The sequence below is a fragment of the Saccharopolyspora hordei genome (assembly GCF_013410345.1).
GTDB classification, from domain to species: domain Bacteria; phylum Actinomycetota; class Actinomycetes; order Mycobacteriales; family Pseudonocardiaceae; genus Saccharopolyspora; species Saccharopolyspora hordei.
On the sequence record NZ_JACCFJ010000001.1, the window covers coordinates 1,922,876 to 1,943,812 of the forward strand.

Consider the following 20,937-nt stretch of genomic DNA (forward strand, 5'->3'; position numbering starts at 1 on the left):
CGCACCTGGTCACCGGGATCCTGTGCTGCGCGCCGTTCCACCCGCCCGCGATCCGGGTGCCGACACGCCCGCGCATCGCTGCCTCGGGCGAACGGCCTGGCGCGATTCTTCGTTCTCAGCTCGGCATTCCCACTCCTTCGAGTGAGCTCTTTTGTCCACAAGGGATTCGGTTGTCCACAGATTTCCGCGCGGTACTGGTGGTTCGCCGTTGCTCCGGGCACGGTGATGACGTCTCCCGTGCCCGGACCCGTTGGGGCGCAGCGGAAAGCGGCCGACCGGTCCTGCTCCGGCGCGGGACGTCCCGGAACACCACACCGAGGAGGTACTCGTGCGCCGCAAGGAGATCACCGGTCCGGTGAGCGACGTCTGCACCGGGAACGGCCGCAACGAGCTGGGGGAGGCCGGCGAACGGCTGGCCGCGGAGATGCTGGAACGGCGGGGGATGACCGTGCTGGACCGCAACTGGCGGTGCCCGCAGGGAGAGCTCGACATCGTCGCCGCGGACGGCGACACCGTGGTGTGCTGCGAGGTCAAGGCGCGCTCCGGCGTCGACTACGGCGGCCCGGTGTACGCGCTCAACCCGGAGAAGATCACGCGGATCCGCAGCGCAGCGCGGTCGTGGTTGGCCGAACGTCGGCTCGTGGGCTGCCCGGTCCGCTTCGACTTCGTATCGGTGCTGTGGCCACCGGGCAGACCACCGCGCCTCCGGCACCTCGAGGGGGTGTTCTGAGTGGCGCTGCGACGGACCTGGGCCGTCGCGCTGTTCGGCGTGGACGGCGTGCTCGTGGAGATCGAAGCGGACGTGCGCAAGGGCGGGCTGCCGTCGTTGCAGCTGCTCGGGCTGCCCGACACCGCGTTGCAGGAGGCCAAGAACCGCGTCCGGGCGGCCATCCAGAACTGCCGGGAGGACTGGCCCGCGAGCTGCGTGACGCTCGCGCTGTCCCCGGCGGCGCTGCCCAAGGCCGGCACCTCGTACGACCTGGCGCTGGCCTGCGCGGTGCTGGCCGGGGCGGAACTGGTGCCGCCGCACCGGCTGGCGGGCACGGTGATGTTCGGCGAACTGGCGCTGGACGGCCGGATCCGCCCGGTGCGAGGGCTGCTGCCCGCCCTGCTCGCGGCGCGGAAGGAGGGCATGCGCCGGGCGATCGTGCCCGCTGCCGGGCTCGCCGAGGCGCACCTGGTGGACGGCATCGAGGTGCTGGGCGCGACGCACCTGCGCGAGGTGGTGGCCTGGCTGCGCGAGCTCGGCGAACTCGCTCGCCACCCGCCGGAGGTGGCCGGGCCGCCTGCCGAGGAGGTGCCGGACCTCGCCGACGTGATCGGCCAGCCCGAGGCGCGCTGGGCGCTCGAGGTCGCGGCGGCGGGCGGGCACCACCTGCTCATGGTCGGCCCGCCCGGAACCGGCAAGACCATGCTGGCCAAGCGGTTGTGCGGGCTGCTGCCGGACCTGACCGACCAAGAGGCGCTGGAGGTGACGGCGATCCGGTCCGTGGCCGGGGAGCTCTCCGACTCGGCGAGCCTGGTGCGGGTCCCGCCGTTCGTGGCGCCGCACTCCTCGCTGTCCATCCCGGCGTTGATCGGCGGCGGCACCGGCCTCGCCAAGCCGGGCGCGGTCAGCAGGGCGCACCGCGGGGTCCTGCTGCTGGACGAGGCGTGCGAGCTCGGGCCGAAGCGGCTAGAGGCGCTGCGCACCGCGCTGGAGGAGGGCGAGGTCCGCCTGGCCCGCCGGGACGGCGCGCTGCGCTACCCGGCGCGGTTCCAGCTGGTCCTGGCCACCAACCCGTGCCCGTGCGCACCGGCCCGGGACCTGGACTGCCAGTGCCCGCCGCAGGTCCGGCGGCGCTACCTCGGCAAGCTGTCCGGTCCGCTGCTGGACCGGGTGGACCTGCGGGTGCGGATGCGCCCGATCACGGCGATGACCGGCCCCGGCGGTGCCGAGCCGGAGAGCACCGCGGTCGTGCGCGAGCGGGTGGCGCGGGCCCGGGCCGCCGCGCGGGAGCGGTGGTCGCAGCACGGGTGGCGAACCAACACCGAGGTCCCGGGCCCGGTGTTGCGGCGCGAGTTCGCGCTGCCCGAGCGGGTCACCGCGTTGCTCGACCGCGGGTTGGAGGTCGGGGCGATCACCGCCCGCGGTGCGGACCGGTGCCTGCGGGTGGCGTGGACGCTGGCCGACCTCGACGGCGAGGAGCGCCCCGACGCCGAGCACGTGGCGGCGGCGCTGGAGTTCCGGGACAGGAGGGCGGCGTGATGACGACCTGGTCGAGGCTGGGCGAGAAGAGCAAGCGGGAAGTGCGGTTGGCGCGGGCCTTCCTGGCCGCGGTCGCCGAGCCGCCCGCCCCGGCGCTGGCCGGCTTCGTCGCCCGGCACGGTCCGTGCCGGTCAGTCGAGTTGGTCCAGCGGGGGAAGGCGCCGCCGGACGTGCTGTCGGAGGTCGAGGCCAGGTTCGCGCACGTGTCCGCCGAGCAGCTGCTGGCGGCGACCGAGGCGGCCGGAGCCCGGCTCGTGGTCCCCGAGGAACCGGAATGGCCGAGCAGCGCCTTCCAGGACTTGGCCGGCGGGCGCGAGGTCGGGCTCCCGGAGGTCGCCGAGCCGATCGCGCTGTGGGTGCGCGGTCGGGAGGACCTGGCGACGGCGCTCGACCCGGCGATCGCCGTGGTCGGGGCCCGGGCGGCGTCCGGCTACGGCGAGCACGTGGCCGCCGAGTTCGGCCACGGCCTCGCCCGAGCGGGGTTCACCGTGGTGTCCGGCGCCGCCTACGGCATCGACGGAGCGGCGCACCGCGGTGCGCTGGCCGCCGGCGGGCGGACGGTGGCGTTCCTGGCCTGCGGGGTCGACGTCGACTACCCGGCGGGACACGGTCGCTTGCTGCGCGCGGTGGCCCACCAGGGCGCCGTGGTCAGCGAGTACCCGCCGGGCACGGAGCCGCGCAAGCACCGCTTCCTGGTCCGGAACAGGCTGATCGCCGCTGCCGGGCGGGCCACCGTCGTGGTCGAGGCCGGGGCGCGCAGCGGTGCCACCAACACCGCGGGCACCGCGGACGCGCTGGGACGGCCGGTGCTGGCCGTGCCCGGGCCCGTCACCTCGAAGAACTCGGTGGGGTGCCACGGGATGCTGCGCTCCGGGAAGGCCGTGCTCGTCACCAGCACTGCGGAGGTGCTCGAAGCGGTCAGCCCCATCGGGGTCCCGGCACCGGTCGAGGACGTCGGCGAGCAGCGCCGGACCGACCGGCTGGGGCCGCACGCGCAACGCCTGCACGACTCGTTGCGCGGCATGGACGGGGCCAGCGCGGAGGAGCTCGCGCGCGACTGCGGCCTGCCGCTGGGCGAGGTGCGGGCGCTGCTGCCGGAACTGGAGCTGTCCGGCTTCGCGGTCCGCACCGAACGGGGGTGGTCGGTCGCAGCACGGTGAACTCCAGTGGGCACCGGGAACTCCAGTGGGCACCGGCGCGCTGCCGGGTGGTCGCGGTGGCCGGACGAGCTCGTCCTCGGCCACCGCGCCCGCGACGGACCGCGTGCTGCCCTCGAACGCTGGCAGGGCGCGGTCGCTGGGCAGGAGCGGTCCAGGAGCCGGGACCGGACTGGGGCCGCGGCCACGGGTGCTGTCCCTGAGCGGGGTGCCGGCCCCGGACGTTGGTGAGCTGCTCGTACTCGGCAACGGTCGTCGCGGCGGCCGGGGTTCCGTCCCCGGACGCTGGCGAGCTGCGTCGACCTGGATTGCGGCGGCCTCGCACGACAGTGCCGTCCCCGGACGCTGGCGAGTTGCCCTGGACCAGATCGCTCCCGCCGACCCCGACACGTGCCGTCCTCGAACGCCGGCGAGCTGCAGGGTCCGAGCTGGCAGCGCTCCGCTGCCGAAGACTCCCGCCGTGAGGGCACCAGGACAGTGACCGCGCACCGGCGGTTCGCGCGTGGCCACGGGCAGAGCGGCCACCGCGGCGGGCCGGGGAGGGGAGAGCGCGCCGGAAGGCTGAGTCGCGGGCGAGCCGGGTGATCGCACCGGAGCGCTGGCCGGCAGAGGAGGTGTCCTCGGTGGGCCAGCGTGCGAGTCGCCTGACGGTCCTCCGCTCCGCCCGTCGAGGCTCGCCGCGACTCGGTGGTGCCGCCGTGTCGGTGCCGATGCGGGTGAGGACGGCGGCGATCGTGATTCGGGCGTGGCGATGCTTGACCGGTGGCAGCGATGGGGCCAGCGTCTGAGGCATGGCCCGCGCCCGTTCCACCGATTCGCGAAGACCGGACTTCCGCGCGGTCCGTGCGAGGCTGCCCGAACCGCTGGCCACCGCGGTCGACGGGTTCGAACGGCACCTCGCCGTCGAGCGGGGGCTGTCGGTGCACACCGTCCGCGGGTACGTCGGCGACGTCGTCTCGCTGCTCGACCACCTGGCCGGGACAGCGGGCCGCGAGGACCTCGCCGACCTGGACGTCTCCGTCCTCCGCGAGTGGTTGGCGGCCCAGCACGCGCGGGGTGCGAGCCGGTCGACGATGGCCCGGCGGACCGCGGCCGCCCGCACCTTCACGGCGTGGGCGCGGCGCGCCGGGCTGCTGACGCACGACCCGGGGCCGCGGCTCGCGGTGCCCTCGACACCGCGGAAGCTGCCGGCGGTGCTGCGCACCGACCAGGCGAGAGCGGCGATGCAGGCCTCGGCGGCCGGGGCCGAGCAGCACGACCCGGTCGCGCTGCGTGACCACGCGGTGCTCGAGCTGCTGTACGCGACCGGCGTCCGCGTCTCCGAGCTGTGCGGACTGGACGTCGACGACGTCGACCGCGAGCGCCGGGTGGTCCGCGTGGTGGGCAAGGGCGACCGGGAGCGCGTCGTCCCGTTCGGCCTACCCGCGGATGGTGCGCTCGACCGGTGGATCACCGCCGGACGGCCGAAGCTGGCCGGGGCCGACTCCGGGGCCGCGCTCTTCCTGGGGGTGCGGGGTGGGCGGTTGGACCCGCGCACCGCACGTCGGATCGTGCACGACGCGGTCGAGACCGTTCCCGGTGCACCGGACGTCGGACCGCACGGCATGCGGCATTCAGCGGCGACCCATTTGCTGGAAGGCGGTGCGGACCTCCGTAGCGTTCAGGAGTTGCTTGGTCACGCTACGCTCGCAACGACCCAGCTTTACACCCACGTGACCGTTGAACGGCTGAAGGCGATCCATGAGCGAACCCACCCCCGTTCCTGACCACGCCGGGGGCGGCGCCGACACGGTGGCCGCGAGCCCGGACTCGGCGCCGGTGACAGCCCGTGACCAGGGCGGCCGGACGAACGGCCACACCCACGAGTGCGTGCGGCGCCACGGCCTGTCCGTGGCGGCCGAAGCCGCGGCCGAGGCGGACGGGAAGGCGGCCGGCGCGGACGTCACCGACGACCAGCGCAGCGCCGACGACGTCGAGGCGGGCATCGTCGCGCTCTGGAAGGAGTTCGGCGAGAAGCGCGACCAGGAGCTGCGCGACCGCCTGGTGCTGCACTACGCGCCGCTGGTCAAGTACGTGGCGGGGCGGGTGGGCACCGGGTTGCCCTCGCACGTCGAGGTCTCCGACCTCATCCAGTCCGGGATCTTCGGCCTGGTCGACGCGATCGAGAAGTTCGAGCCCGAGCGCGGCCTCAAGTTCGAGACCTACGCGATGCAGCGCATCCGCGGGGCGATCCTGGACGACCTGCGAGCCCAGGACTGGGTGCCCCGGTCGGTGCGCAGCCGGGCCAGGGACGTCGAGCGGGCGCTGGAGCGCCTGGAGGCGAAGCTGCAGCGCACGGCCACCGACGCCGAGCTGGCCGAAGAGCTGGGCCTGTCCCTCGACGAACTCCGCGAGCTGTTCGCCCAGCTGCAGATGACCAGCGTGGTCGCGCTGGACGACCTGATCGGCGCCGGGCCGATGCAGGCCTCGCTGGCCGAGACGCTGCCTGACGACCGGGCCGAGGACCCGGTGGCGACCCTGGTGGACCGGGACAGCCGCCGCCAGCTCGCCGAGGCGGTGGAGCGCCTGAGCGAGCGCGACCGGGTGGTCGTCACCCTCTACTACTTCGAGAACCTCACCCTCGCCGAGATCGGCAAGGTCCTCGGCGTGACGGAGTCCCGCGTCTGCCAGCTGCACACCAGGGCGGTGCTGCGGCTGCGCGCGAAGCTCACCGAAGCCAGCTGACGACGGCCCTGCCCTCACTCCCACGGGAGCAGGCGGACGCGTCCCGCGCCCAGCAGGCGCAGCGGGTCCAGGTGGGTCGGGCCCTGGCGGACGCCCCAGTGCAGGCACGCCCCGGGCGGCTGCGCCGGGCACTCCGGGTGACCGGCTTCCAGCTCGCCGATCGGTCGCCCCCGGCTGACCTGGTCGCCGACCGCCACCGTCGGCCGGACCGGTTCGTAGGTGGTGCGCAGGCCTGGTGCGTGCTCGATCGACACCACGTCCCGGCCGGCCACCGGCCCGGCGAACACCACCACCCCGTCGCCCGCGGCCAGCACCGGTTGACCGACCGCGCCGACCAGGTCCACCCCGCGGTGCCCGGGGCCGTAGGCGTGCGCCGGGGCGTCGAACGGCCGTGCGACGGCGGGCGGCGGCGCCAGCGGCCAGCCGAACGCACCCGCGGGAGCCGGGACCGCGGCGCGCGGGGCGGTCGGCGTGGGCGTGCTGGTCAGGCCGACCGCGGCGGAGGCCACGCCGCCGCACAGCAGGGCTGCGGTGATCACCTGGCGCATGGCCCCACGGTGGCCTGGCCGCCGGGGCGCGCACCAGGCTGAACCGGAAATCTGTGGACAAACCGATCGGGTGTGGATGACCTGCGGTCCACGATCGTGTCAGGTGGCGCGTCCAGTACACTGTTGGCGCGGTTTCGTGTCCGCACGGACCGACTTCGCGTGCCCGCACGCCACGCCTGCGGAGGGCGGACCTGACGGTCGGCCACCACGTGGCTTCTGTACCGAGTTCTCCACCTCGGACGTCGCTGCCCCGAGCAGGGTGCCGGTGCCCCGCGGTCTCGGGCTCCTCGTGAGCCCGGGTGGGGTGACCGGAGCGGGCACCAGGGCGGCGGGTCACCCGGCTCGTCGCGGCAACCGAATCGCGCGCCACCGGCGCGCCCGAACCGAGGGGTGCGAACCAGGCCATGGCCGTCGTCACCATGAAGCAGCTGCTCGACAGCGGCGTGCACTTCGGGCACCAGACCCGTCGCTGGAACCCGAAGATGAAGCGCTACATCTTCACCGAGCGCAACGGCATCTACATCATCGACCTGCAGCAGACGCTGTCCTACATCGACGGGGCGTTCGACTTCGTCAAGCAGACCGTCGCGCACGGCGGGACGATCCTGTTCGTCGGCACCAAGAAGCAGGCGCAGGAAGCGATCGCCGAGCAGGCCCAGCGGGTCGGCATGCCGTACGTCAACCAGCGCTGGCTGGGTGGCATGCTCACCAACTTCCAGACCGTCCACAAGCGTCTGCAGCGTCTCAAGGAACTCGAGACCATGGAGCAGACCGGGGGCTTCGAGGGTCGCACCAAGAAGGAGATCTTGATGCTGACCCGCGAGAAGGACAAGCTCGAGAAGACCCTCGGCGGTATCCGCGACATGAACAAGGTGCCCAGCGCCGTGTGGATCGTGGACACCAAGAAGGAGCACATCGCGGTCGGCGAGGCCCGCAAGCTGGGCATCCCGGTGGTGGCGATCCTGGACACCAACTGCGACCCGGACGAGGTCGACTACCCGATCCCGGGCAACGACGACGCGATCCGCTCCGCCGCCCTGCTGACCCGCGTGGTCGCCGACGGTGTCGCCGAGGGCCTGATGGCCCGCAGCGGCCGCACCAACGGCGCGCCGGAGGGCGAGGAGAAGCCGGCGAGCGGTGAGCCGCTGGCCGAGTGGGAGAAGGAGCTGCTGGCCGGTTCCGGCCAGGCCGCCGAGGGCGGCGAGCAGACCGCGCAGTCCTGATCCGCCGCGCCCCGCGTCCGCAGGCCGGACGCGGGGCGCGATCGGGCTGCCCGCCCGTCACACCGCAGGTGTGACCGCCCGAGCTGGGCACGCCGCCCCGGCGAGCGCACCGAGCGCCGCGGGGCGGCCCACAAGACCTCCGAAGCTTCGACACCAGAAGGACGGACAACGCACGATGGCGAACTTCAGTGCGGCCGACGTCAAGCGGCTCCGCGAGCTGACCGGCGCCGGCATGATGGACTGCAAGAAGGCGCTCGAGGAGAACGACGGCGACTTCGACAAGGCCGTTGAGCACCTCCGCATCAAGGGCGCCAAGGACGTCGGCAAGCGCGCCGAGCGCGCGACCGCCGAGGGCCTGGTCGCCGCCGACGGCGGTGTGCTGATCGAGCTGAACAGCGAGACCGACTTCGTCGCCAAGAACGACGAGTTCGTCCAGCTCGCCAACAAGATCGCCACCGCGGTCAAGGAGGCCGGCGCGGGCGACCTGGAGAGCGCGCTGGCCGCGCCGCTGGACGGCAAGACCGTCTCCGAGGCCGTCCAGGAGCTGTCCGCCAAGATCGGCGAGAAGCTGGAGCTGCGCCGGGTCGCCAAGTTCGACGGCACCGTGGCCACCTACCTGCACCGCCGCTCCTCGGACCTGCCCCCGGCGGTCGGCGTGCTGGTCGAGTACACCGGTGACGACGCGGAGGCCGCCCGTGGCGCCGCCATGCAGGTCGCCGCGCTCAAGCCGAAGTACCTGACCCGCGACGACGTCCCGGAGGACGTCGTCGCCAACGAGCGCCGCATCGCCGAGGAGACCGCGAAGGCGGAGAACAAGCCGGAGAAGGCCATCCCCAAGATCGTCGAGGGTCGCCTGAACGGCTTCTTCAAGGAGAACGTCCTGCTGGACCAGCCGTCCGTGCAGGACAACAAGAAGACCGTCAAGGCGCTGCTGGACGAGGCCGGCGTGACGGTGACCGGCTTCGTCCGGTTCGAGGTCGGCCAGGCCTGACCTGCTGCGGGAGGTCGGCCGGGACCGCACCCAGCGGCCGGCGGCCACCGGACGCGGACCCAGCGCCCCGCCTTCGTCGGGAAGGCGGGGCGCTTTCGCAAGTCGCGGCTGTCGCAAGCCGATGACCTGCGGTTGAGAAGTGCGACGAGCTCGACTGGACTGGACGTCGGGCGGGCTCGACCACCTGCGGGTTCTCATGCGCCTTCTCGGGGCGGGGCGTCAGCCCCGGCGAGAAGACGCATGAGGTTCCGCCAGGTGCCCACCAACGCGAAGTGACCACAGACCGAACCTCGCAGGAGGAAACCAGTGACCGACGAGGGCCCGACGCAGCGCGGTTACGGCCGGGTGCTGCTCAAACTGGGCGGTGAGATGTTCGGCGGGGGCGGCGTCGGGATCGACCCGGACGTGGTCGGCACGGTGGCCCGGCAGATCGCCGAGATCGTCGCCGACGGGGTCGAGGTGGCCATCGTCATCGGCGGCGGCAACTTCTTCCGCGGCGCGGAGCTGCAGCAGCGCGGCATGGAGCGGGCGCGCGGCGACTACATGGCCATGCTGGGCACCGTGATGAACTGCCTCGCGCTGCAGGACTTCCTGGAGCGCGAGCACGGCATCGACACCCGCGTGATGACCGCGATCACCATGGGCCAGGTGGCCGAGCCGTACATCCCGCGCCGGGCCATGCGGCACATGGAGAAGGGCCGCGTGGTGATCTTCGGTGCGGGCACCGGGATGCCCTACTTCTCCACCGACACCACCGCGGCGCAGCGGGCGCTGGAGATCGGCTGCGAGGTCGTGCTGATGGCCAAGGCCGTCGACGGCGTCTACACCGCGGACCCGAAGACCACCCCGGACGCGAAGCTGTTCGACCGCATCACGCACCGCGAGGTGCTGGAGCGCGGCCTGAAGGTCGCCGACGCGACCGCGTTCAGCCTCTGCATGGACAACCACATGCCGATCCTGGTGTTCAACCTGCTGCAGGAGGGCAACATCGCCCGCGCGGTCAACGGGGAGAAGATCGGCACGTTGGTCAGCACCCCGGCCACCGCCCCGGCCTGATGGTGCAGGATCCTGATCTGGTCGCGGGCCCGCTGCCGGACGGCGGCGCACCGCGGGAGACACTTGCAATGTCCACCGGTCGGCAGACTTAAGGAGCAACCGTGATCGACGAAGCTCTTCTCGAAGGCGAGGAGAAGATGCAGAAGGCGGTGGAGCGGGCCAAGGAAGAGCTGGCCACCGTTCGCACCGGCCGCGCGAACCCTGCGATGTTCTCCGGCATCACCGTCGACTACTACGGTTCGCCGACGCCGTTGAACCAGCTGGCCAGCGTGACCGTGCCGGAGGCGCGGCTGGTGGTCATCAAGCCCTACGACGCCAGCCAGCTGGCGGCGATGGAGAAGGCCATCCGCGACTCCGACCTGGGCGTGAACCCCACCAACGACGGCCAGCTCATCCGGGTGGCGATCCCGCAGATGACCGAGGAGCGCCGCAAGGAGATGGTCAAGCTCGCCAAGCAGAAGGGCGAGGACGGCAAGGTCAGCGTGCGCGGCGTCCGCCGCAAGGTGAAGGAAGAGATCGACCGCATCGTCAAGGACGGCGAGGCCGGCGAGGACGAGGGCACCAGGGCGGAGAAGGAGCTCGACAACCTCACCCACCGCTACACCGCCCAGATCGACGACCTTGTCAAGCACAAGGAAGCAGAGCTGCTCGAGGTCTGAGTGGTGACAGCCGGCCAGTGCGAAGGTGAGTCCGGTATGCCCGCTGGGACCCCGGGCCCGCCTTCGCGTCCCTCTCGGGCCGGACGCGACCTCCGTGCCGCGATCGGTGTCGGGGTGGTGCTCGGTGCCGCGATCATCCTGTCGTTGCTGATGGTGCGCTTCGTCTTCATCGGCATCGTCGCCGCCGCGGTGGCCGTGTCCAGCGTGGAGCTGGCCAACGCGCTCAAGCGCGGCTCGGGCACCCAGGTCTCGCTCGCCCCGGTGCTGGTGGGCGGGCAGGCCATGGTGTGGCTGTCCTGGCCGTTCGGCCTGCGCGGTGTGCTGGTCGCGTTCGCCATCACCGTGCTGGCGTGCCTGGCGTGGCGGTTCCGGCACGGCGTCGACCACTACGTGCGGGACGTGACCGCGTCCGTGTTCACCGCGGCCTACGTCCCGCTGTTCGCGGCGTTCGCGGCAATGCTCGTGCGTCCGGAGGACGGTGCGCTGCGGGCGTTGTGCTTCATGATCGGCGTGGTCGCGTCCGACACCGGTGGTTACGCGTTCGGCGTCCTGTTCGGCAAGCACCCGATGGCACCGCGGATCAGCCCGAAGAAGTCCTGGGAGGGCTTTGGCGGGTCGATGCTGGTCGGCGTGGTGGCCGGGGTGCTGTCGGTGACCCTGATGCTGGGCGCCGACTGGTGGAAGGGCGCGCTGTTCGGCGCCGCCCTGGTGTGCACCGCGACGTTGGGCGACCTGATGGAGTCGCTGATCAAGCGGGACCTGGGCATCAAGGACATGGGCAACCTGCTGCCCGGTCACGGCGGGCTCATGGACCGGATGGACTCCTTGCTGCCCTCGGCCGCCGCGGCGTGGATGATGCTCTTCTGGCTCGTCCCGAGCTGATCCCCGCTCGACCAGGAGGCAGGAGACGGTGCTCGGATGGCGGAAGCCGGCGCGGCCGCAGGTCACGCCGAGCCCGAACATCTGGCACTGGCCGGACCTGTTCGAGGTCGAGAACCGGGCGCAGGACGCCACCGGCGCACTGTGGCGCGCGCTGCGCGAACGCTGCGACTGGACCGGCCTGGACGTGGTCGACGTCGGGTGCGGCGATGGCTTCCACCTGCCGCTGTTCGCCGCCGACGCGCACACCGTGATTGGCGTCGAGCCGCACCGGCCGCTGGTCGAGCGGGCCCGCCGGCGGGTGGCCGGCACGCCCGGCGTGGACGTGCGGCAGGCGCCCGCCCAGCGGCTGCCGCTGGCCGACGCCAGCGTGGACCTGGTGCACGCCCGCACGGCGTACTTCTTCGGCCCCGGCTGCGAACCCGGGCTGGCCGAGGCGGAGCGGGTGCTGCGTCCGGGCGGCACGATCGCGATCGTGGACCTGGACGCGGGCTGCCCACCGTACGGCGACTGGATGCGGGCGGACGCGCCGCAGGTCGACCCGGTCGCCATCGAGTCGTTCTTCCAGCTCCACGACTTCGACAGCACCCCGGTGGACACGCTGTGGCGGTTCGAGGACCGGGCCTCGCTGGAGGCGGTGCTGGGCATCGAGTTCTCCGCCGAGGTCGCCGCGCGCGCGGCTCGCGAGACCCCCGGGTGCACCATCCCGGTCGGCTACCGCCTCCGCACCCGCCGCAAGCCGACCACGCTGCTGCGGCCGTGATCACTCGCCGGTGCGCTGGGCGGTGTCGATGATGAAGAAGCTCGCGCCCACCACGTCGCGGACCAGGGCGAGGCGGCCGTGCGGGGAGTCGGTGGGCCCGCGCAGCACCTCGCCGCCGAGCTCGACCACCCGGGACAGCGCCCCGTCGGTGGTCAGGTCCGGGTTGAGCTGGAAGTACAGGTGCCAGTGGGCGGGCACGTCCACGGGCAGCGTGAGGCCGCTCTCGAAGCGGCCGGCCGTGGGCTGGTCGTCGACGTACCAGACCGTGTAGTCGAACGCCTCGCCCGGTTCGCCGATCTGCTCCTGGCGGTAGCCGAGCAGGTCGGCGTAGAAGGGGTCGGCCGCCGAGCCGTCGCGGGTGTGCAGCTCGGCCCAGCAGAGCGTCCCGGCGTGGTCGCGGCCGAACGTCGCGACGGGCGGCCCTTCCCGGAGGCCGATGACCGCCCCGGTGGGGTCCTCGGCGACCAGGTACACCTCGTCCGCGGACGTCTCGGTGGGCGGGACGAGCACCTTCCCGCCCAGGGCGCGGACGCGTTCCACCGCCTTGCGGACCGAACCGCACTCCAGGTACAGGGTCCAGGCGGTCGGCAGGTCGTACTCGGGCGGCAGCAGCCCGGCGACCGCGACGTCGCCCTTCAGCGCCACGTCGTAGCCGTGCCGGTGGACCCAGTGCCAGCCGAACAGGCCGGTGTAGAACTCCCGGACCTCCGCCGGCTCGTGACTGGCCAGGTCCACCCACGACGGTGCGCCCACCGGGATGGCCATCGCTCCTCCTCCGGCACCGCAGCGGGGCGCCCCACCGCCCCCCGCTTCTCAGGGTGACCGGCCCCACGGCGGGGGAAACACCGGCGGTGCAACGCGAGCGCGCCAGTCACCCGCCGGCGTTACCCTTCGGTGCCTTCATCGCAATGGAACGCCCCCGAATGACGCCTTGATCCTGGCGAGGCCTCGTGATCGACTAGACGTGGTCACCCAGCGTGCCTGCACGTGCGGCGTGACCTTTTCGTGCACAGCACTTCGGGGGGACAGGAGCAGCCATGGCCAACCGCGCGGCGAAGCCGGTCACCGCGGGCCTGAGCCGGCTCGCGGAACTGGACCGCCGGGAGCGCGCCCGCATCCTCCGGCAGCTGTGCGAGCAGTACCCGGCCTTCCGCGCGCTGCTGAAGCAGGTGTCGGTCGCCCGCGCCGTCGCGTTCGGGTCGGGTCTGGTGCTGGCCGTCGCGGTGATGTTCCTGGTGAACGACGCGCCCGTGGTGCTGGTGTCGGCCCTGGTGTTCACCGGGCTGGCCGGGTTCTGCTACGTCGCGGTGGCGTTGACCGACAGCCGGTTCGACCTGCTGCTCGCGGTGCTCGGCGCGCACCGGACCGACGAGCTGCACGGGCGGTTGGTGACCGAGCAGGTCTACGGCGAGGACTCCGCCGAGCAGCCGACGCGCACCGTGGTGCCCACGAGCCCGGTCGGCCCGCGGCTCGCCGACGGGTCAGCGCTGCACGCTGATCGATAGCGCCGCGGCGATCTCGTCGCCCACGAAGTGCGTCTCCGGGGGTTCGCCGACGCGCACCACCAGCGGCCCGCCGAACGGCTTGCGCTCCACGATCTCGATGCGCGAGCCCAGCGTCATGCCGTGCTCGGTGAGGTAGCGCAGCAGCTCCGAGTCGGTGTCCCAGACGCGCGCGATGGTGCCGATCGTGCCGGGTTCGACCTGGCCCAGCAGCTTCGTCGCCGGCTCCTCCATGCGGCCGTCCGCGGTGGGGATCGGGTCGCCGTGCGGGTCGTGGGTGGGGTCGCCGAGCTTGGCCGCGATGTGCGCGACGAGCTCGTCGGAGACCGCGTGCTCCAGCGCGTCGGCCTCCCGGTGCACCTCGTCCCAGCTGTAGTCCAGCTCCTCGACCAGGAACAGCTCGATCAGCCGGTGGCGGCGCAGCACGTCGTGGGCCAGGCGGCGGCCCTCCGGGGTCAGCTCGACGCTGCGGTACCGGACGTGCGTGACGAGGCCGAGCTGGGCCAGTTTGTTGATCATCCCGGACACCGACGACGGGCTCAGCCCGAGGCGTTGCGTCAGGGTGGCGTTGGTGACGGGCGCGCCTCGTTCGCTGAGCCCGTAGATCGCGCGGAGGTAGTCCTCGACGGACGGAGACGGACGCTCGGCCCTGCTCGTCATGCTTTCACGATACGGGCGATCGGGGTCCGTCCAGCAGGCGGTTCGACCGAATGCCTGGTCAGGCGCGGACCGCGGCGCGCTCACCGGCCCGGCGGCGGGCGGCCCGGGCGAGCAGGCCCTGCTCCGGCGCCGCGAGGTGGACCAGCGCGAACACCACGGCCTGGCACACCACGATCATCCCGCCGGTCGAGGTGTCCAGGTGGAAGCTCAGGTAGGTGCCCAGGACGCTGCTGCACACCGACAGCGCGGCGGCCACCGCGAGCATCCGCGGGACGCGCTTGGTCAGCAGGAAGGCCGTGGCGCCGGGCGTGATGAGCATCGCGGTGACGAGGATGACGCCGACCGCCTGCAGCGCCACGACCACGGTCAGCGCCAGCATCGTCAGCAGCAGCGCGCTGATCCGCCGCGGGTTCAGGCCGATCGCGTGCGCGTGCGTGGGGTCGAAGGCGTAGAGCGTGAGGTCGCGGCGCTTGAGCAGCGCCACGGCGAGCACCACGGCGGCGATCACCAGCACCTGCAGGATGTCGGAGTCGGTGACGCCCAGCACGTTGCCGAACAGGATGTGGTTGAGGTCCACCTGGCTCGGGATGCGTGAGACCAGCACCAGCCCGAGCGCGAACAGGCCGGTGAACACCACGCCGATCGCGGCGTCGCCCTTCAGCCGGGTGGTGCTGCGGACGCCGGCGATGAGCCCGACGGCGAGGCTGCCGAACAGGAACGCGCCGAGGGAGAAGGGCAGCGCCAGCACGTAGGCCAGGACCACGCCGGGCAGCACGGCGTGCGAGACCGCGTCGCCGAGCAGGGACCAGCCGATCAGGGTGATCCAGCAGGACAGCACGGCGCAGACCAGGCCCGCCACCAGGCTGACCAGCAGCGCTCGCTGCATGAAGCCGAACTGCAGCGGCTCGACCAGCAGCTGCACGATGTCGTTCACGGGGTTCCCCCCAACGTCTGCTCGACCCCGGTGCGCCGCGACGTCCGTGGGGATCGGGTGCCCGAGGACAACGGGGGTTGCGTCCCCGACTCCGGTGGACGTTGCGCCGGGGTCTCGGTGCGAGGGCGTGTCGCGCTGGTCATGAGGGGTCCACCGCGGTCTCCACGCCGAAGGTGCGGGCGAGGGTGTCCGGCGACAGCACCACGTCGAGCGGGCCGTGCGCGACCACCCGCTGCTGCAGCAGCACCGCCTCGTCGCACAGCGCCGGGACGCTGGCCAGGTCGTGGGTGGAGACGACCACGGTGCGGCCCTCGTCGCGCAGCCCGCGCAGCAGGCCGGTGATCATCGCCTCGGACTTCGTGTCCACCCCGGCGAAGGGCTCGTCGAGGAACAGCAGCCGCGCCTCCTGCGCGAGCCCGCGGGCGACGAACGCGCGCTTGCGCTGGCCGCCGGAGAGCGCGCCGATCGGGTTGCCGGCGAGCTCGGTGAGCCCGACCCGCTCCAGCGCCTCGCGCACCGCCGCCCGGTCCCGCGGCTTGGGGCGGCGGGTGAGGCCCAAGTGCCCGTAGCGGCCCATCATGACCACGTCCGCCACGGTCACCGGGAAGGTCCAGTCGACGGCCTCGGACTGCGGCACGTACGCCACCAGCCCCTCCTCGCGGGCCCGCCGCTGGTCGCGGCCGAGCAGCCTGATGTCGCCGGAGTCCGGGCGGACCAGGCCCATCAGCGCTTTGAACAGCGTCGACTTGCCGGAGCCGTTCATGCCCAGCAGGCCGCAGACCCGGCCGGGCTCGACCTCCACCGACACGTCGTCGAGCGCCAGCGTCTCGCCGTAGTGGACGGTGACGTGGTGCGCGCGGATCGCCAGGGTCACGAGCCACCCCGCAGCCCGGCGACGATCGCCTCGGCGTCGTGGCGCAGCAGGTCCAGGTAGGTCGGGACCGGGCCGTCCGGCCCGGACAGCGAGTCGACGTAGAGCACCTCGCCCAGCCGCGCGCCGGTCTCCCGGGCGACCTGCCGCTGGGCCTCGTCGTTGACGGTGGATTCGCAGAACACGGCGGGGACTCCGTTCTCCCGGACGAACTGGGTGGTGGCCCGGATCTGCTGCGGGGTGCCCTCCGCGTCGCTGTTGACCGGCCACAGGTAGGCCTCGCGCAGGCCCGCGTCGCGGGCCAGGTAGGAGAACGCGCCCTCGCAGGTGACCAGCGCCCGGTGCTCGGGCGGCAGGGACGCCAGCTCCTCGCGCAGGTGCTGGTCGATCTCGGCGAGGCGGCGCTGGTAGGCCTCGGCGTTGGCGCGGAAGGTCTCCGCGTGCGCCGGGTCGAGGCGGACGAAGGCGTCGCGGATGTTGGCGACGTAGGTCATCGCGGTGCGCGGCGACATCCAGGCGTGCGGGTTGGCGGCGCCCCGCTGCTCGCCGCCCCGGATCGGGACCGTCTCGACGCCGTGGGTCAGCGTCACGTGGTCGGCCTCGCTGCGCTCCACGAACTTGGCGAACCAGCGCTCCAGGCCGAGCCCGTTGTCCAGCACCAGGTCGGCCTTGGCGGCCTTGAGCATGTCGCTGGGGGTGGGCTCGTACTCGTGGATCTCGGCGCCCGGCTTGGTGAGCGACTCCACCACGACGGCGTCGCCGGCGACGTTGCGGGCCATGTCGGCGAGCACGGTGAACGTGGTGACCACCCGCTTCCGCCCGTCGTCGGGCTGGCTCACTCCGGTGCCGCAGGCCATGGTGAGCAGCAGCACCGCTGCCGCGACGAGCGCGGTGTTTCGGAGCCGTGCAGACCTGGGTTTCGCCACGGCGAAAACTGTAACCGCTGCCGGTGCCCGGCACCAAGGTCGAGTGGGAGCGTGGGAGGATGGGGAGCGCTATGTCTGCGACTTCCCTGCCTCTCGTCTTCGACGCCCCGCGCCGCGGCATGCCCCCGCGGCACCTCGCCGACCTCTCCGCCGACGAACGGAAGGCCGTCGTGGTCGAGCTGGGCGAGAAGCCGTTCCGCGCCAAGCAGCTGGCGCACCACTACTTCGGTCGGCTCACCGCCGACGTCGGGTCGATGACCGACATCCCGGCCGCCAGCCGCGCCAAGCTCGGCGAGCGCCTGCTGCCGCCGCTGCTCACCGAGGTGCGCAGCCTGGTCACCGACGAGGGGACGACCCGCAAGACGCTCTGGCGCGCGCACGACGGCACGCTGCTGGAGAGCGTGCTGATGCGCTACCCGGACCGCGCCACGGTCTGCATCTCCAGCCAGGCGGGCTGCGGCATGGCCTGCCCGTTCTGCGCCACCGGACAGGGCGGGCTGCAGCGCAACCTGTCCACCGCCGAGATCGTCGACCAGGTGCGCGCGGCGGCCGCCGCGATGCGCGACGGCGAGGTCCCCGGCGGGCCGGGGCGGCTGTCCAACGTGGTGTTCATGGGCATGGGCGAGCCGCTGGCGAACTACCGGCGGGTGATCAACGCGGTGCACCGCATCTGCGACCCGGCCCCGGAGGGCCTGGGGCTGTCGCAGCGCTCGGTGACCGTCTCGACCGTGGGCCTGGTGCCGGCGATCAAGAAGATGACCGCGGAGAACCTGCACGTCACCCTGGCGGTGTCGCTGCACACGCCGGACGACGAGCTGCGCGACACCCTGGTGCCGGTGAACAACCGCTGGAAGGTGGCCGAGGTCCTGGAGGCCGCGCGCGGCTACGCCGACCACACCGGCCGCCGGGTGTCCATCGAGTACGCGCTGATCCGCGACGTCAACGACCAGCCGTGGCGCGCGGACCTGCTGGGCAAGCTGCTGCACCGCCACCTCGGCCAGTTCGCGCACGTCAACCTGATCCCGCTGAACCCGACGCCGGGCAGCAAGTGGGACGCCAGCCCGAAGCCGGTGGAGCGCGAGTTCGTCCGCCGGGTCCGCGACGCGGGCGTGCCGTGCACGGTGCGCGACACCCGCGGCCAGGAGATCGCCGCGGCCTGCGGCCAGCTCGCCGCCGAGGGGTGAGCTCCGCGACGCGTGTGGCGCGCGGGGCGGTCGTGAACGCAATGAACACAATGGTGACTGCCGGGTGATCTGTGCCTCATGATCCTGCTGCTGTTGCAGGTGGGATCAGGGAGGCGACGATGCCCCGCTGGAGAGCTGTCCGGAACAGGTGGACGTGGGCCGTGCTGGCCGCGGTCGGGACCGTGGTGCTGGGCGGGGTGCCCGCGCACGCGTCGACGGTGATCGACCACCCGGTGCCCACCACGGGGTGCGGCAAGCCGTCGCCGGTGGAACCGGGGACCTCGCAGACCCGCACCCTCGAGTCCGGCGGCCTGACCCGCAGCTACCGGGTGCACGTGCCGGAGCACTACCTGCCCGTCGTGCCGACCCGGGTGGTGCTGTCGTTCCACGGGCACAGGCGCACCGCGGAGTACCAGGAGGAGCTCTCCGGGTTCTCCGGCGGCGACGCCATCGCGGTCTACCCGCAGGGCGTCGTCGGCACCGACGGGGAGACCGCCTGGCAGGGCGCGCCGTACTCGGCGGACGTCGACGACGTGCTGTTCACCAGCGACCTGCTCGACGAGCTGCAGCGGGAGTTCTGCGTCGACCCCCGGCGCATCTACGCGGCGGGCAAGTCCAACGGCGGCGGCTTCACCGGGGTGCTCGCCTGCCGGATGAGCGGGCGGATCGCCGCGTTCGCCCCGGTGTCCGGTGCGTTCTACCCGCAGGGCGGTGAGTGCGCCCCGGACCGCCCCGCGCCGGTCCTGGACTTCCACGGCACCGCGGACGGCACGATCCCGTACGACGGCGACCCGGCCAAGGGCCTGCCGCCGGTCCCGGACTGGATGGCCGGCTGGGCCGAGCGCAACGGCTGCGCCGACGAGCCGGTGGTCCGCGACCACGGCGACGGGGTGCAGGTCAGCACCTGGCACGGCTGTGACCGGGGCAGCACGGTCGTGCACTACCGGGTCGAGGGCCTGGGCCACGACTGGCCGAGCACCCACCCGAACCCGGACTCCGACGTGCCCGCGGTGCTCGACGCGACCCCGATCATCGAGGACTTCTTCGCCCGGCACCCGTTGCGCTGACCCGGTCCGGCTCGGCGGGCCGCCCTGCTCCGAACAGGTGACGATCTGGTTCACTCGGGTGCTGGGACTGGCCAGACCGTCGGGAGGTGACCGGTGCCGTTGACGCTGCGCGACCTGGTCGCGGACCCCGAGCTGGGCCTCGCCGTGCGGGCCGGTGACCGGGTGCTGGACCGGCCGGTCACCTGGGTGCACACCAGCGAGCTGACCGACCCGTCACCGTTCCTGGAGGGCGGCGAGCTGCTGCTCACCACCGGCCTGGCGCTGCGGCGCGCGGACTGCGCCGGGCTGGTCGACGCGCTGACCTCGGTCGGTGCCGCCGGACTGGGCTTCGGCGTCGGGCTGAGCCACCGCGAGGTCCCCGCCGAGCTGGTGGCCGCCGCCGAGCGGGCCGGGCTGCCGCTGCTCGAAGTGCCCCGCCCGACCCCGTTCATCGCGATCAGCAAGGCCGTCTCGCGGACCCTCGCCGCGGACGAGTACGCGAGCCTGCGCCGCACCAGCCGCGCGCAGCACGAGTTGGCGCAGGCGGCGGGCACCGGCGGCGTCGCCGCGCTGGTGCGCACGCTCGCGCGGCTGCTCGGCGCGTGGGTGCTGCTGCTGGACCCCGGCGGCCGGCTGCTGCACAGCGCGCCGGTCGCGGCCGGCTCCCGGCTGGCGCAGCTGAGGTCCGAAGTGGACGAGCTGCGCGCGAAGCGCGGCCTGGCGGCCACCGGGTTCGCGCTCGGCGACCAGGAGGTGAGCATGCAGGCGCTCGGCGGCCGGGCACGCGGGTTCCTCGTCGTGGGCCGCGGCGGGCCGTTCGCCACCACGGACCACCACGTGATCAACTCGGCCGCCTCGCTGCTCACCTTGGCCCTGGAGCAGGTCGAGGCGCTGGGCGCGGTGCGGCGGCGGCTGCGGTCGGGCTTCCTGGAGCTGCTGCTGCGCGGCGAACCGGTGCAGGACGTGCTCGGCGACCTGCGCGCCGAGCTGCCGCCGGAACCGTTCCGGGTGGTCGTGCTGCTCGGCGCGCGGAACCGGGACGAACTGCTCGCCGAGCTGGCCGCGGACCAGCCGAGCGCCGTCTACCTGGCCGAGCGCGGTGATGCGGTGGTGGCGCTGGTCGGCGAGGACGCGCTGGACTGGATCACCGACCAGCCCGGGCTCGCCGTCGGCGTGTCCGAGCCGAGCACGTCGGCCGGGGTCGCCGAGGGGCTGCGGCAGGCCGAGCAGGCGGCGCAGGCCGCCAAGCGCGGCGGCACCGTGGTGCGCTTCAGCGACCTGGCCGGGCGCGGTCTGCTCGACCTCCTCCCGGACGCCGACGCGCGGGCCTTCGCCGAGTCCGTGCTGGCACCGCTGCGCGACCACGACGTGCTCCTGCGGTCCCTGCGGGCGTGGCTGGCGCACCACGGCCAGTGGGACCCGGCGGCGAACCGGCTCGGCGTGCACCGGCACACCCTGCGCAACCGCGTGCACAAGGCCGAGGACCTGCTCGGGCGCAGCCTCGACCAGCCCGGTGTGCGGGCCGAGCTGTGGCTGGCCCTGCACGTGCTCGGCGTGTGAGGTGTG

The 20,937-nt window shown here is 73.1% G+C and carries 21 protein-coding genes; 15 read left to right on the forward strand and 6 right to left on the reverse strand.

Features of this window, described 5'->3' with window-relative positions:
- Nucleotides 1-328: 328 nt before the first annotated feature.
- The 5 genes from HNR68_RS09070 (at nucleotide 329) to whiG (ending at nucleotide 6,129) form a co-directional block, all read left to right on the forward strand.
- Nucleotides 329-730: a YraN family protein gene (locus HNR68_RS09070; protein ID WP_179719468.1), complete on the forward strand. Its 402-nt coding sequence runs from the start codon at nucleotides 329-331 to the stop codon at nucleotides 728-730.
- Nucleotides 731-2,248 carry a YifB family Mg chelatase-like AAA ATPase gene (locus HNR68_RS09075; protein WP_179719470.1) on the forward strand — a complete coding sequence of 506 codons (1,518 nt, stop codon included), beginning with the start codon at nucleotides 731-733 and terminating at the stop codon, nucleotides 2,246-2,248. It abuts the gene before it with no gap.
- A complete protein-coding gene (gene dprA, locus HNR68_RS09080) occupies nucleotides 2,248-3,408 on the forward strand; it encodes a DNA-processing protein DprA (protein ID WP_179719472.1) in 1,161 nt (386 codons plus the stop codon). The genes HNR68_RS09075 and dprA overlap by 1 nt, the downstream gene beginning before the upstream one ends.
- Before the next feature lie 788 nt (nucleotides 3,409-4,196).
- On the forward strand, nucleotides 4,197-5,171 hold the full coding sequence (locus HNR68_RS09085; RefSeq protein ID WP_179719474.1) for a tyrosine recombinase XerC: 975 nt from the start codon (nucleotides 4,197-4,199) through the stop codon (nucleotides 5,169-5,171).
- The gene (gene whiG / locus HNR68_RS09090; protein WP_179719476.1) at nucleotides 5,146-6,129 is read left to right on the forward strand and encodes an RNA polymerase sigma factor WhiG; all 984 of its coding nucleotides are present in this window, start codon (nucleotides 5,146-5,148) and stop codon (nucleotides 6,127-6,129) included. Before HNR68_RS09085 ends, whiG begins: the two co-directional genes overlap by 26 nt.
- Nucleotides 6,130-6,143: 14 nt before the next feature.
- On the opposite strand, the gene HNR68_RS09095 is transcribed toward whiG, so the two are convergent.
- A complete protein-coding gene (locus HNR68_RS09095; protein ID WP_179719478.1) occupies nucleotides 6,144-6,677 on the reverse strand; it encodes a M23 family metallopeptidase in 534 nt (177 codons plus the stop codon).
- Nucleotides 6,678-7,081: 404 nt separating this feature from the next.
- On the opposite strand from HNR68_RS09095, the gene rpsB reads away from it, so the two are divergent.
- The 6 genes from rpsB (at nucleotide 7,082) to HNR68_RS09125 (ending at nucleotide 12,248) form a co-directional block, all read left to right on the forward strand.
- Nucleotides 7,082-7,900 carry a 30S ribosomal protein S2 gene (rpsB, locus tag HNR68_RS09100; RefSeq protein WP_179719480.1) on the forward strand — a complete coding sequence of 273 codons (819 nt, stop codon included), beginning with the start codon at nucleotides 7,082-7,084 and terminating at the stop codon, nucleotides 7,898-7,900.
- A 175-nt stretch (nucleotides 7,901-8,075) separates the two neighbouring features.
- Nucleotides 8,076-8,891 carry a translation elongation factor Ts gene (tsf, locus tag HNR68_RS09105; protein WP_179719482.1) on the forward strand — a complete coding sequence of 272 codons (816 nt, stop codon included), beginning with the start codon at nucleotides 8,076-8,078 and terminating at the stop codon, nucleotides 8,889-8,891.
- A gap of 306 nt (nucleotides 8,892-9,197) precedes the next feature.
- Nucleotides 9,198-9,947 carry a UMP kinase gene (gene pyrH, locus HNR68_RS09110; protein WP_179719484.1) on the forward strand — a complete coding sequence of 250 codons (750 nt, stop codon included), beginning with the start codon at nucleotides 9,198-9,200 and terminating at the stop codon, nucleotides 9,945-9,947.
- Nucleotides 9,948-10,048: 101 nt separating this feature from the next.
- A complete protein-coding gene (gene frr / locus HNR68_RS09115) occupies nucleotides 10,049-10,606 on the forward strand; it encodes a ribosome recycling factor (RefSeq protein ID WP_179719486.1) in 558 nt (185 codons plus the stop codon).
- 36 nt (nucleotides 10,607-10,642) lie between these two features.
- Entirely contained in the window at nucleotides 10,643-11,488 is an 846-nt protein-coding gene (locus HNR68_RS09120; RefSeq protein WP_179719488.1) for a phosphatidate cytidylyltransferase, read from the forward strand.
- A 28-nt stretch (nucleotides 11,489-11,516) separates the two neighbouring features.
- Complete coding sequence (locus HNR68_RS09125; RefSeq protein WP_179719490.1) at nucleotides 11,517-12,248, forward strand: methyltransferase domain-containing protein; 732 nt, start codon at nucleotides 11,517-11,519, stop codon at nucleotides 12,246-12,248.
- On the opposite strand, the gene HNR68_RS09130 is transcribed toward HNR68_RS09125, so the two are convergent.
- Complete coding sequence (locus HNR68_RS09130) at nucleotides 12,249-13,013, reverse strand: VOC family protein (RefSeq protein ID WP_179719492.1); 765 nt, start codon at nucleotides 13,011-13,013, stop codon at nucleotides 12,249-12,251.
- Between the two features lie 272 nt (nucleotides 13,014-13,285).
- On the opposite strand from HNR68_RS09130, the gene HNR68_RS09135 reads away from it, so the two are divergent.
- On the forward strand, nucleotides 13,286-13,753 hold the full coding sequence (locus HNR68_RS09135) for a hypothetical protein (protein WP_246330416.1): 468 nt from the start codon (nucleotides 13,286-13,288) through the stop codon (nucleotides 13,751-13,753).
- Here the strand turns inward: HNR68_RS09135 and HNR68_RS09140 are convergent.
- The 4 genes from HNR68_RS09140 to HNR68_RS09155 all read right to left on the reverse strand — a co-directional run bounded on the left by HNR68_RS09140 (nucleotide 13,730) and on the right by HNR68_RS09155 (nucleotide 17,141).
- On the reverse strand, nucleotides 13,730-14,410 hold the full coding sequence (locus HNR68_RS09140) for a metal-dependent transcriptional regulator (protein WP_179719494.1): 681 nt from the start codon (nucleotides 14,408-14,410) through the stop codon (nucleotides 13,730-13,732). The genes HNR68_RS09135 and HNR68_RS09140 overlap by 24 nt on opposite strands.
- Before the next feature lie 58 nt (nucleotides 14,411-14,468).
- On the reverse strand, nucleotides 14,469-15,344 hold the full coding sequence (locus HNR68_RS09145; RefSeq protein ID WP_343050019.1) for a metal ABC transporter permease: 876 nt from the start codon (nucleotides 15,342-15,344) through the stop codon (nucleotides 14,469-14,471).
- A gap of 139 nt (nucleotides 15,345-15,483) precedes the next feature.
- Complete coding sequence (locus tag HNR68_RS09150) at nucleotides 15,484-16,218, reverse strand: ATP-binding cassette domain-containing protein (RefSeq protein ID WP_179719496.1); 735 nt, start codon at nucleotides 16,216-16,218, stop codon at nucleotides 15,484-15,486.
- Complete coding sequence (locus tag HNR68_RS09155; protein ID WP_343050020.1) at nucleotides 16,215-17,141, reverse strand: metal ABC transporter substrate-binding protein; 927 nt, start codon at nucleotides 17,139-17,141, stop codon at nucleotides 16,215-16,217. Before HNR68_RS09155 ends, HNR68_RS09150 begins: the two co-directional genes overlap by 4 nt.
- Nucleotides 17,142-17,212: 71 nt before the next feature.
- Between HNR68_RS09155 and rlmN the strand changes: the two genes are divergently transcribed.
- From rlmN to HNR68_RS09170, 3 genes are all read left to right on the forward strand, one after another.
- Nucleotides 17,213-18,325: a dual-specificity RNA methyltransferase RlmN gene (gene rlmN, locus HNR68_RS09160; RefSeq protein ID WP_179719498.1), complete on the forward strand. Its 1,113-nt coding sequence runs from the start codon at nucleotides 17,213-17,215 to the stop codon at nucleotides 18,323-18,325.
- A 119-nt stretch (nucleotides 18,326-18,444) separates the two neighbouring features.
- Entirely contained in the window at nucleotides 18,445-19,392 is a 948-nt protein-coding gene (locus HNR68_RS09165) for a CE1 family esterase (protein WP_179719500.1), read from the forward strand.
- 93 nt (nucleotides 19,393-19,485) lie between these two features.
- Nucleotides 19,486-20,931, forward strand: a complete 1,446-nt coding sequence (locus tag HNR68_RS09170; RefSeq protein ID WP_179719502.1) for a PucR family transcriptional regulator ligand-binding domain-containing protein — start codon at nucleotides 19,486-19,488, stop codon at nucleotides 20,929-20,931.
- Nucleotides 20,932-20,937: the final 6 nt, after the last annotated feature.

Coding starts and splice junctions, on each gene's coding strand:
- rlmN (WP_179719498.1), top strand. CDS start 17,213: ATGTCTGCGACTTCCCTGCCTCTCGTCTTCGACGCCCCGCGCCGCGGC.
- HNR68_RS09095 (WP_179719478.1), bottom strand. CDS start 6,677: ATGCGCCAGGTGATCACCGCAGCCCTGCTGTGCGGCGGCGTGGCCTCC.
- HNR68_RS09135 (WP_246330416.1), top strand. CDS start 13,286: ATGGCCAACCGCGCGGCGAAGCCGGTCACCGCGGGCCTGAGCCGGCTC.
- HNR68_RS09130 (WP_179719492.1), bottom strand. CDS start 13,013: ATGGCCATCCCGGTGGGCGCACCGTCGTGGGTGGACCTGGCCAGTCAC.
- HNR68_RS09165 (WP_179719500.1), top strand. CDS start 18,445: ATGCCCCGCTGGAGAGCTGTCCGGAACAGGTGGACGTGGGCCGTGCTG.
- HNR68_RS09140 (WP_179719494.1), bottom strand. CDS start 14,410: ATGACGAGCAGGGCCGAGCGTCCGTCTCCGTCCGTCGAGGACTACCTC.
- HNR68_RS09085 (WP_179719474.1), top strand. CDS start 4,197: ATGGCCCGCGCCCGTTCCACCGATTCGCGAAGACCGGACTTCCGCGCG.
- tsf (WP_179719482.1), top strand. CDS start 8,076: ATGGCGAACTTCAGTGCGGCCGACGTCAAGCGGCTCCGCGAGCTGACC.
- HNR68_RS09120 (WP_179719488.1), top strand. CDS start 10,643: ATGCCCGCTGGGACCCCGGGCCCGCCTTCGCGTCCCTCTCGGGCCGGA.
- rpsB (WP_179719480.1), top strand. CDS start 7,082: ATGGCCGTCGTCACCATGAAGCAGCTGCTCGACAGCGGCGTGCACTTC.
- whiG (WP_179719476.1), top strand. CDS start 5,146: ATGAGCGAACCCACCCCCGTTCCTGACCACGCCGGGGGCGGCGCCGAC.
- dprA (WP_179719472.1), top strand. CDS start 2,248: ATGACGACCTGGTCGAGGCTGGGCGAGAAGAGCAAGCGGGAAGTGCGG.